The organism is Phenylobacterium sp., assembly GCF_030651755.1.
Taxonomy (GTDB): domain Bacteria; phylum Pseudomonadota; class Alphaproteobacteria; order Caulobacterales; family Caulobacteraceae; genus Phenylobacterium.
The window spans coordinates 1-10,503 of the sequence record NZ_JAUSBZ010000149.1; the positions used below are offsets into that span (position 1 = coordinate 1).

8 protein-coding genes are annotated in these 10,503 nt (G+C 65.7%); 6 read left to right on the top strand and 2 right to left on the bottom strand.

Annotated features, from left to right (window positions below; genetic code table 11):
• From Q7V15_RS14275 to Q7V15_RS14285, 3 genes are all read left to right on the top strand, one after another.
• Positions 1-1,275 (top strand): MFS transporter (locus Q7V15_RS14275; RefSeq protein WP_304756391.1); only part of this gene is annotated, 1,275 nt, incomplete at its 5' end.
• A gap of 12 nt (positions 1,276-1,287) precedes the next feature.
• The gene (locus Q7V15_RS14280) at positions 1,288-2,799 is read left to right on the top strand and encodes an MFS transporter (protein ID WP_304756392.1); all 1,512 of its coding nucleotides are present in this window, start codon (positions 1,288-1,290) and stop codon (positions 2,797-2,799) included.
• Between the two features lie 152 nt (positions 2,800-2,951).
• Positions 2,952-4,418: an MFS transporter gene (locus Q7V15_RS14285; protein WP_304756393.1), complete on the top strand. Its 1,467-nt coding sequence runs from the start codon at positions 2,952-2,954 to the stop codon at positions 4,416-4,418.
• 23 nt (positions 4,419-4,441) lie between these two features.
• Here Q7V15_RS14285 and Q7V15_RS14290 read toward each other — a convergent pair whose 3' ends face one another.
• Both Q7V15_RS14290 and Q7V15_RS14295 read right to left on the bottom strand, forming a co-directional pair.
• A complete protein-coding gene (locus Q7V15_RS14290; protein ID WP_304756394.1) occupies positions 4,442-5,671 on the bottom strand; it encodes a TetR/AcrR family transcriptional regulator in 1,230 nt (409 codons plus the stop codon).
• 145 nt (positions 5,672-5,816) lie between these two features.
• The gene (locus Q7V15_RS14295) at positions 5,817-6,605 is read right to left on the bottom strand and encodes an SDR family oxidoreductase (protein ID WP_304756395.1); all 789 of its coding nucleotides are present in this window, start codon (positions 6,603-6,605) and stop codon (positions 5,817-5,819) included.
• 181 nt (positions 6,606-6,786) lie between these two features.
• Between Q7V15_RS14295 and Q7V15_RS14300 the strand changes: the two genes are divergently transcribed.
• From Q7V15_RS14300 to Q7V15_RS14310, 3 genes are all read left to right on the top strand, one after another.
• On the top strand, positions 6,787-8,865 hold the full coding sequence (locus tag Q7V15_RS14300) for a 3-hydroxyacyl-CoA dehydrogenase NAD-binding domain-containing protein (RefSeq protein WP_304756396.1): 2,079 nt from the start codon (positions 6,787-6,789) through the stop codon (positions 8,863-8,865).
• 38 nt (positions 8,866-8,903) lie between these two features.
• Entirely contained in the window at positions 8,904-10,106 is a 1,203-nt protein-coding gene (locus Q7V15_RS14305; protein WP_304756397.1) for an acetyl-CoA C-acyltransferase, read from the top strand.
• Positions 10,107-10,287: 181 nt separating this feature from the next.
• The coding region (locus Q7V15_RS14310) for a DUF2061 domain-containing protein (protein WP_304756398.1) at positions 10,288-10,503 on the top strand (216 nt) is incomplete at its 3' end.

The following is a 10,503-nucleotide window of genomic DNA, read 5'->3' on the forward strand; positions in this document are numbered from 1 at the left end:
CGGCGCCACCCCTTCATGTACTTCGCGGCCCTGCCTGTATCGGTCGCCTATTTCCTGCTGTGGAATCCGCCGGTGGGCTGGAGCGACCACGCCATCGTCATCTGGCTGGTGGCCTGTCTGTTGACGGTTCGTCTCTTCGACACCTTCTTTGAGCTCCCCTCCTCGGCCCTCGCCCCGGAACTGACCCGGGACTACAATGAGCGCACCAGCCTGATCTCCATGCGCGCCTTCTTCACCGTGGTGGGGGGGCTCGGCATGACCGTGGCGGCCTATCAGTATTTCCTGGCCGAAAACCCCGACGGCTCCGGCGGCATCCTGGCGCGGGAGGGCTACTTGGCCTTCTCGGCGGTCTCGGCGATCCTGATCTTCGTCGTCATCCTGGTCTCCACGGCCGGAACGCACAGCCGCATTCCCTATCTGAGCCGGCCGCCGACGCGAAAAATCACCATCAAGGCCATGACCCGGGAGGTGCTGCACACTCTCAATAACCGGGCCTTCGTCATCGCCACCCTGACTGGCATGTTCATCGCCGTGGCCGCAGGCTCGAAGAACGGCCTGGAAATCTATTTCGCCCTCTATTTCTGGGAGCTGACCCAGAGCCAGTTGGCCATCCTCACCGCCGTGAGCGTCGCAGGCAGCCTCGGCGGGGTCGTGGTCGCGCCCCACATCGCCCGCGCCCTGGGCAAGAAGCGTGGCGCCATCCTGATGTTCGCCAGCGCCCTGGCCGTGGGCATCACGCCCATCACTCTGCGGCTCATGGGACTGATGCCCCCCAATGGGACCGACCTGCTGTTCTGGATCCTGCTGATCGAGACCTTCTTCAATTCCGGCATGGCGGTGGCCACTGGGGTGATGCTGGTCTCCATGGTCGCCGATGTTGTGGAGGACGCCGAGGTCAAGACCGGTCGCCGCTCCGAAGGCCTGCTGATGTCGGCCGACAACCTGTTCAAGAAGATCGTCTCGGGCGTCGGCATCTTCATCGCCGGCGCCGTTCTCAGCCTGGTCAGCTTCCCCGAGGGCGCCGCCCGCGGCGGGGTGGAGCCAGAGATCCTTCAGAATATGGGCCTGATCTACCTGCCCCTGGTGACCCTGCTCTACGGCATGGGAATTGTCTGCCTGTCCCTGTTCAACATCGACAAGGCCAAGCACGAGGACAATCTGCGCATCCTCGATGAGGCCGGCGCCAAGGCGAGTCTCGCCGCCCAGGACGCCCGCGACGCCAACGCTGCCGGCCTGTCTGGGGAGGTGACGCCGCCCCTGGGCTCCAAGGCCTGATAGGGGAACATCGTGACCGACCACAACGCCACAGCCCCGGCCAGCGCCGACCGTCGTCTGAGCCTGACCACCCGGATCCTCTATGGCGCCGGGGGCGCGGCCAGCGCGATCAAGCAGCGGGGCCTCTCGACCTTCCTGCTGCTGTTCTACAATCAGGTGATCGGCCTGCCGCCGCAGATGGTCTCTACGGCCATCATGTTCGCCTTGATCTTCGACGCCTTCGTCGACCCGATCGTAGGCCAGGTGTCAGACAACTTCCGCTCCCGCTGGGGGCGCCGACACCCGTTCATGTACTTTGCAGCCCTGCCGGTGGCGGTCGCCTTCTTCCTGATCTGGAATCCTCCCCCCGGATGGGAGCACGCCCAGATCTTCGGCTACATGCTGGCCTGCCTGCTGGTGATCCGGCTGTTCGACACCTTCTTCGAGCTGCCTTCGGCCGCCCTCGCCCCCGAACTGGCCAAGAACTATGACGATCGCACCAGCCTGATCGCCTTGCGCTCCTTCTTTGGAGTCGCCGGGGGGCTCAGCATGACGCTTCTGGCCTATCAGGTCTTCCTCCGGGAGGGTCCCGGGGGTACGGGCGGCGTCTTGGCTCGGGATGGCTATTTCAACTACGCGCTCTGCGCGGCCGTACTGATCTTTATCCTCATCCTCGTGTCGACGGCCGGCACCCACAAGTACATTCCCGAACTGCGCAAGCCACCGACCCGAAAGATCACCTTCATGGGCATGGCCCGTGAAGTGGCCCACACCCTGAACAACCGCTCCTTCGTGGTTCTGACCATTTCGGGGGTGTTCATGTCCATGTCTCTGGGGGTCAAGGGCGGGCTTGAACTCTACTTCTTCCTCTATTTCTGGGAGCTGACCCAGACCCAGCTGTCCCTGCTCACCGTGGCCGGGGTGATCGCCAGCGTCATGGGCGTATCCCTGGCGCCCAAGGTGGCGGCCAAGATGGGTAAGCGGAACGGCGCCATCACCATGTTCGCCGGCGCGGTCGTCGCCCTCCTGGGCCCGATCGCCCTGCGCCTGATCGGATGGATGCCCGCCAACGGCACCGATCTCTTGTTCTGGATCCTGTTCGTCGACGTGATCGCCAATGGGGCCATGGCCATGATGACCGGGGTGATGCTGGCCTCGATGATCGCCGACGTGGTCGAGGATTCGGAGGTCAAGACCGGCCGCCGCTCCGAGGGCCTGCTGTTCTCCTTCGACAACCTCTTCAAAAAGGTGGTTTCCGGCGTCGGGGTGTTCGTCTCCGGCGCCGTGCTGGCGTTTGTCGCCTTCCCGCAGAACGCCGTCCGCGGCGGGGTCGATGATGAGGTCTTGCGCAACATGGCCCTGATCTATCTGCCCACCCTATTGTTCTTCTACGCCATCGCCATCGGCTGCCTGTTCATGTTCAAGATCGACAAGGCCGCCCACGAGGAGAACCTGCGCAAGCTGGAGGAGACCGCCCTGCGCGCCCAGGCCGCCGGGGGAACGACTCCGGCCGGCCCCAACGCGCCGCCAGTCACAGGCTCCTGATCGCCAAGCGGCCCGGCTAAACAGACGCGCATCGGGGCTGCGGCCTTGCCCGCAGCCCCCGTGGCGACATAGATGCGGTGAGGCCTCCGTGGCCTCACAGTTCTGTCCGCGTGGGCCGGCCCTCAGCCTGCGCGCTTGGCCGAGGAGCCCCCGTGAGCAGCAGCGCCGTTCGTCCCCTGCCCAAGAAGCTCAGCATGCCGACCAAGCTGTTCTACGGCTTCGGCACGGTCGCCTTCGGCGTCAAGGACCAGGGCTTCTCCTACCTGCTGCTGATCTTCTACAATCAGGTCATCGGCATGCCGGCCCACATGGTGGGCCTGGTGATCATGATCGCCATGATCTTTGACGCCATCTCAGACCCCCTGATCGGCCAGGTCTCGGACAACTGGCGGTCCAGATGGGGCAGGCGCCACCCGTTCATGTACGCCTCGGCCATCCCGGTGGCGATCACCTACGGCCTGTTGTGGAACCCGCCTGCGCTCTCTCAGACGGGCCTGTTCTTCTATCTGCTGGTGGTCGCGGTGATGATCCGCACCTTCATCACCCTCTATGAAATTCCCTCCACGGCGCTCGCCGCGGAACTGACCTCCGACTATGACGAGCGCACCAAGGTGCTGAGCTACCGGTACTTCTTCGCCTGGTGGGGCGGGCTGACCATGACCCTGCTGGCCTTTCAGGTCTTCCTGCGGCCCAGCGCCGAGCATCCCGTCGGCCAGCTCAACCCCGACGGCTATGTGGCCTATGGCCTGACGGCGGCCGGCGTCATGCTGGTCGCCATCCTCGTCTCATCGATCGGCACTCACCGACATATTCCCGACCTGGTCACCCCGCCCAAGCGCAAGCTGACCGCGGTTCAGGTGATGAAGGAGATGGCCGGCACCCTGTCCAACCGCTCCTTCCTGGTGCTGATCATGGCGGGCCTGTTCAACGCCATGGCGGGCGGCCTGGTCCTGTCCCTGAACCTCTATTTCAACACCTATTTCTGGGAGCTCTCGGCGGTCGAGATATCCCTGTTTGCTGTGGCCAACTTCATCTCCGCCGCACTCGCCTTCGGCCTGGCCGCACCCTTGTCCCTGCGCATGGGCAAGAAGAACGCCGCCCAGCTGGCCAAGGTGCTGTCCTTCTTCGTCGGCTCGGCGCCCATCACCCTGCGGCTGTTCGGCGTGTTCCCCGACAACGACAACCCGGTGATCATCCCGATCCTGTTCGTTCAGACCATGCTGTCGACGGCGCTCTCGATCACCGCCTCGATCCTGATCTCGTCGATGATCGCTGATGTGGTGGAGGATTCCGAGCTCAAGACCGGCCGCCGCTCAGAAGGGCTGTTTTTCGCCGCCGCCAGCTTCGTGAACAAGTCGGTCTCGGGCATCGGCATCTTCGCCTCCAGCATGATCCTGCTGGCCATCGCCTTCCCCCAGGGCGCGCGCCCCGGCGAGGTGCCCGAGGAGGTGATCCGCAATCTGGGAATGCTCTATGTGCCGCTGCTCGGCGCCCTGTTGGCGGCGGCGGTCGGCTTTGTCGCCTTCTACAGCATCACCCGGGACAAGCATGAGGCCTCGGTGCGGAAGCTGGCCGCCGAGGCGGGCGCCGACGGGATCGAGACCCCAGGCCCGCAGTAGCGCCGGGCTGAGCGCCCCCCGCCTCAGGCGCGGAATATGCCCATCAGCATGGGGCGCACGAACACCGCCGGCGCGGCCTTCTGCCGGACGCCCGGCACCCAGAAGGCCAGCTCAGCCCCGGCGTTCAGAGTCGCGGTGAGCATCTGAGCGGCGATGAAGGGATCCACCGGGCGGATGGAGCCCTCGGCGATGCCATCGGATATCATCGAGGCGAAGCGGTCGGAGACCCGATTGGAGTGTTGCACCATCTCCTCGCGGATCGCCTCCGGAAGCACGGTGAGGGCCGAGGAACGTAGCAACGGCCCATAGTCAGACAACTGGTACTCCGCCAGAGCCGCAGCCGCGCTGGAGAGCTTGCTCCACTGGTCGCCGTCCTTGGCCATGGCCAGCCTTTGAACCCGGCGCATCACCTCGAAACTGCGCTCAAAGCAGGCGACCACCAGGTCATCCTTGGCGTCGATGTGGTGGTAGAAGGACCCTTTGGTCACATTCAGCTCGGCGGAGATGCGGTCCACCGAGGCGCCGCGATAGCCATGGGTGTTGATCAGTCGCGTCGCCGCCCGCAGGAAGGCGTCCCGGCTCATCTCCTGCCCCTCGCCAGGGGCCAACTCGGCCATGGCCGGGGGCCTCGGCTCCCAGGCCGCCCCCTCGACAGCCAGGCCATTGAGCAGGATGTCGGCCATGCGCTGGCGGATCCGCGGGTAGTCCTCCGGATCGTATTTGGCTAGCCAGAAGGCGGACCAGGAAATCTGTTCCAGCAACATGTGGGTCCGGGCGGTGCGTCGACCTCGGGTCAGACCGGCCAGTTCCGGAGCCTCGAAGATCTGCCGCATCCGGCGGAAGGCCTTCATAAAGGCGGCGAACACCTCGCTGCGACGGGGCTGGCTCAAGGCTCGGATGTCCGACAGCACCGGCAGGGGCGGGGCGAGGCCCAGGGCCGTCTGCTGCAGGCGATCCAGATGCAGGTCGAAGATCCGCTCCAGGCGCACAGCCGGCTCCGCGCCGGCCTCGGCGCCTTCGGCCAGGTCCACCAGCCAGTCCACGCCACGCATCAGACAGGCGGCCGCCAGATCGTCCTTGCGCTTAAAATAGTAGGTCACACTGGTGGTCGAGAGACCAACAGCGGCCGCCGCCAGGCTAAGGGTCAGGCCTTTGACCCCCTTCTGGTTGAGGATCAGGGTCGCAGCGTCGAGAATATCCTCGCGCTTGCGCTCATATCGATCCGTCGCCCGGGCGGCGTTACGTTCGGCCATGGATATGGCGGCTCCTGATCCGCCGCCCCAGCGCAAGGAGACGCAGGGAGGGGGTTGTTCCATCTATCGAAACACAACGGCCGGCGCAAAGCGTGCGACGAGGTCGCCCCCCGGGACGGTCAGGCCGTCCCGGGGGGCGTGCGGCTCAACCGATGGCCCCCACCGTCGCCAGGGCCACGCCGCCATCGACGGCGATGGTCTCGCCGACCACATAGTTTCCGGCCCGGCTGGCCAGATAGATGGCGGCGCCGGCCATATCCTCGTCACGCCCGATGCGGCGGGCCGGGATCGCCTTGGCCACCGCATCCCCATGGTCGCGGGCGGTGCGGTTCATCTCCGAGGCGAAGGCGCCGGGCGCAATGGCGCTGACCACGATGTTGTCGGCGATCAGACGGGCCGCCAGCCGCCTTGTCAGATAGATCAGGCCCGACTTCGAGGCATGGTAGGAATAGGTGTCCTGCGGGTTCAGGCGGATGCCGTCGATCGAGGCGATATTGATCACCTTGGCCGGCTGGTCGTGGGTCCCGGCCTTCTTCAGGGCCACATGCAGGGCCTGGGTCAGGAAGAAGGGGGACTTGAGGTTCAGGTCCATCACCTTGTCCCAGCCGTGCTCGGGGAACTCCTCGAAGGGCGCGCCCCAGGCGGCGCCGGCATTGTTCACCAGGATGTCGAGCTTCTCTTCCCGCTCCTCAAGCGCCTTGGCGAGCGCCTGGCAGCCGGCGACCGACGACACGTCCTGCGGCAGGGAGATGCAGGTCCCGCCCCCTTGCGACAGCTCCTCGGCCGCGGCGTCGCAGGCGTCGGCCTTGCGTGACGAGATATAGACCTTGGCCCCTTGGGCCAGGAAGCCGGCGGCGATCATCTTGCCGATGCCGCGCGAGCCGCCGGTGACCAGGGCTGTACGCCCCTGGAGAGAGAAGAGATCGAGCGCCATGATGCGCCTCCTGTGCTTTGCGTTTCCCTTGCGCGACCGGCCCTTGGGTGGGGCCTGCCGCGCCGCGAAGGCCGGCGAGCCCGATTGACTCGCCCCCTTCCCGTCAGGCCTATAACACGCGTTTGAATCAGCCAGGTCGCCCGTCCGAGAAGCGGCCCCGTGGAAACTCTTGAGGACGCGCATGACCCAGATCAATCCGGTCACAGACCTGACCCTCGATGGCGATGTCGCCGTCATCACCCTGAACTCGCCGCCGGTGAACGCCCTTTCGTCGGCCGTCCGCCAGGGCCTGTTCGACGCCTTCACCCAGGCCAACGCCGAGGCGGCCGCCAAGTCGATCGTGCTGATCTGCGATGGCCGCACCTTCATCGCCGGCGCCGACATCACCGAGTTTGGCGGCGCCATGACCGGCGCCTCCCTGCCCCAGGTGCAGGACGCCATCGAAGGCTCCACCAAGCCGGTGATCGCCGCCATTCACGGCACCGCGCTTGGCGGCGGGCTGGAAGTGGCGCTCTGCGCCCACTACCGCGTGGCCGTGCCCTCGGCCCGCCTGGGCCTGCCGGAAGTCAATCTGGGCCTGCTGCCCGGCGCCGGCGGCACCCAGCGCCTGCCCCGTGTCGTCGGTGTTGAGACCGCCCTGGCCATGATGACCTCGGGCCGCCATGTGCCGGCCAAGGAAGCCAAGGCGCTGGGACTCGTCGATGAACTGGTCGAAGAGGGCCAGCTGCGGGAGGCCGCCCTGGCTTTCGCCAGCAAGGTGGTGGCCGAGGGCAGGCCCCTGGCCAAGATCCGCGACCAGAACGAGAAGCTTGAGGCCGCCAAGGGCAAGCCCGAGATCTTCGAAGCCTTCCGCAAGGCCAATGCGCGAAAGTTCCGCGGCTTCCTGGCCCCGGAATACAACATCCGCTGCATCGAGGCGGCCGTGAACCTGCCTTTCAATGAAGGGCTGGAGGTCGAGCGCAAGCTGTTCCTGGAGCTGATGAGCGGTTCGCAGTCAGCGGCCCAGCGCTACGCCTTCTTCGCCGAGCGCCAGGCCCAGAAGATCCCCGACGTAGCCGACGACACCCCGATCATCCCGGTGAACAAGGTCGGCATCATCGGCGCCGGCACCATGGGCGGCGGCATCGCCATGAACTTCGCCAATGTCGGCATCCCGGTGGTGCTGACCGAGGTCAAGCAGGAGGCCCTGGACCGGGGTCTGGCCACCATCCGCAAGAACTATGAGCGCACCGCCTCCCGCGGCGGCATCACGGCGGAACAGGTCGAGGAGCGCTGCGCCCTGATCACCGGCTCGTTGGAGATGGAGTCGCTGGCCGACGTCGACCTCGTCATCGAGGCGGTGTTCGAGCGCATGGACATCAAGAAGGACATCTTCACCAGGCTGGACGCCATCTGCAAACCCGGCGCGATCCTGGCCACCAACACCTCGGGTCTCAACATCGACGAGATCGCCGCGGTCACCAAGCGTCCGGAAAGCGTCATCGGCCTGCACTTCTTCTCGCCGGCCAATGTGATGAAGCTGCTGGAGATCGTCCGCGCTGACCACACCAGCAAGGAGGTGATCGCCACCTCGATGAAGCTGGCCAAGAAGATCGGCAAGGTCGCCGTCCTGGTGGGCGTCTGTCCTGGCTTCGTCGGTAACCGCATCCTCGGCCAGCGTCAGCGCGAGGCGCAGAAGCTGGTCATGGAAGGCGCCATGCCCTGGGACATCGACCGGGTGCTCTATGATTTCGGCTTCCCCATGGGCCCCTTCGCCATGAGCGACCTGGCGGGCCTCGACATCGGCTGGGTCAAGGAACGCTCCAAGGGCGAGAGCATCCGCGACGTTCTGTGCGAAATGGACCGCCGGGGCCAGAAGACCGGCGCGGGCTACTACGACTATGACGAGGCCCGCAACGCCAAGCCCTCGCCGGTGACCGAACAGGTGATCAAGGACTTCATCGTCAAGACCGGCGCCAATCCCCGGGACGTTTCCGACGAGGAGATCCTGGAGCGCTGCATCTATCCGATGATCAATGAGGGCGCGAAGATCCTCGAAGAGGGCAAGGCCATCCGGCCGTCCGACATCGATGTGGTCTGGCAGAACGGCTATGGCTGGCCCGTCTATCGCGGCGGTCCCATGTGGTACGGCGACCATGTCGGCCTGCCCAAGGTCCTGGCCAAGATGCAGGAGTTCCACGCCAAGATGGGGGACCAGTTCAAACCCTCGCCCCTGCTGGAAAAGCTCGTCGCCGAAGGCAAGTCCTTCAAGGACCTCTAAGACACCTCCCCGAACATCAAGAGAAGCAGGATCATTCCATGCGTGAAGCTGTCATCGTCTCCGCCGCGCGGACCCCCATCGGCAAGGCCTATCGCGGCGCCTTCAACAACACCACCGCCCCCACCCTGGGCGGCCACGCCATCGCCGCGGCCGTCGCCCGGGCCAAGATCGATCCGGCCGAGATCGACGACGTGGTGATGGGCGCGGCCCTGCAGCAGGGCACGACCTCGCAGAACATCGGCCGCAACGCCGCCCTGCGGGCGGGCCTGCCCAACACCGTCTCGGGCATGTCCATGGACCGCCAGTGCTCGTCGGGCCTGATGGCCGTAGCCACGGCCGCCAAGTACATCACCCATGACGGCGCCCCGATGGCGATCGGCGCTGGCCTGGAGTCCATCTCGCTCGTGCAGAACGACAAGATGAACCTGTTCCGCGCCCGGGACGAATGGCTGGCCGAGCATGTGCCGGAACTGCAGACCTCGATGATCGAGACCGCCGAGATCGTCGCCGACCGCTACAAGATCAGCCGCGAGGCCCAGGACGAATACGCCCTGCAGTCCCAGCAGCGCACCGCCCAGGCCCAGGCCGAAGGCCGGTTCGCCATGGAAATCGTGCCGATGACCACCACCATGATGGTCTTCGACAAGGCCACCGGCCAGGCCTCGGAAAAGGAAGTCACCATCGCCCAGGACGAGGGCAACCGTCCCCAGACGACGCTGGCTGACCTGCAGAAGCTGCAGCCGGTCTTCAAGGGCGGCCGCTATGTCCAGGAAGGCAAGTTCGTCACCGCCGGCAACGCCAGCCAGCTGTCGGACGGCGCCGCGGCCCTGGTGCTGATGGAAGCCAAGGAAGCCGAGAAGCGCGGCCTGGAGCCCCTGGGCGCCTATCGCGGCATGGCCGTGGCCGGCTGCGGGCCGGAAGAAATGGGCATCGGCCCGGTCTTCGCCATTCCCAAGCTGCTGGCCCGCAACGGCCTGAAGATCGACGACATCGACATCTGGGAGTTGAACGAAGCCTTCGCCTCGCAGCTGCTCTATTGCCGCGACACCCTGGGCATTCCCAATGACAAGCTGAACGTCTCGGGCGGCGCCATCTCCATCGGCCACCCCTACGGCATGACCGGCGCCCGCTGCACGGCGCACATCATGTACGAAGGCAAGCGCCGCGGGGCCAAGTACGGCGTCGTCACGATGTGCGTCGGCGGCGGCATGGGCGCGGCGGGCCTGTTCGAGATCTTCTAGGCTCGACCCTACGCCAGCAACCAATCAGGGGCCGCTCCATCCGGGGCGGCCCCTTTTTTGTTGCGCGCCGAGTCCGGGGCGCCCCGGCGGCGTAGATTTTTCTGCGAATTATTTGCAACTAAGTCTTCCGCTCGGCCATTGATACGCTATATGCAAATCGTCGCCACGAAAGGCTGAGACGATGAAGAAGACCGCCGCCAAGACCCTGACCTACAGCCTCATGCACCTGATCGTGGCCTTCGCCGTGGCCTACGTACTCACCCGGGATTGGCGGGCGGCCCTGGCGATCGGCATGGTCGAGCCCATATTCCAGACCATCGCCTTCGTCCTGCATGAACGCGCCTGGTCACGCGCTGAACCCCGCGCCGCGCTCGCGGCGGACGGCGGAAGCCTCGCT

Bases quoted from the DNA above. Each gene is read 5' to 3' on its own strand.
- Q7V15_RS14305 (WP_304756397.1), top strand. From the start codon at position 8,904: ATGCGTGAAGCTGTCATCGTCTCCGCCGCGCGGACCCCCATCGGCAAG.
- Q7V15_RS14290 (WP_304756394.1), bottom strand. From the start codon at position 5,671: ATGGCCGAACGTAACGCCGCCCGGGCGACGGATCGATATGAGCGCAAG.
- Q7V15_RS14295 (WP_304756395.1), bottom strand. From the start codon at position 6,605: ATGGCGCTCGATCTCTTCTCTCTCCAGGGGCGTACAGCCCTGGTCACC.
- Q7V15_RS14300 (WP_304756396.1), top strand. From the start codon at position 6,787: ATGACCCAGATCAATCCGGTCACAGACCTGACCCTCGATGGCGATGTC.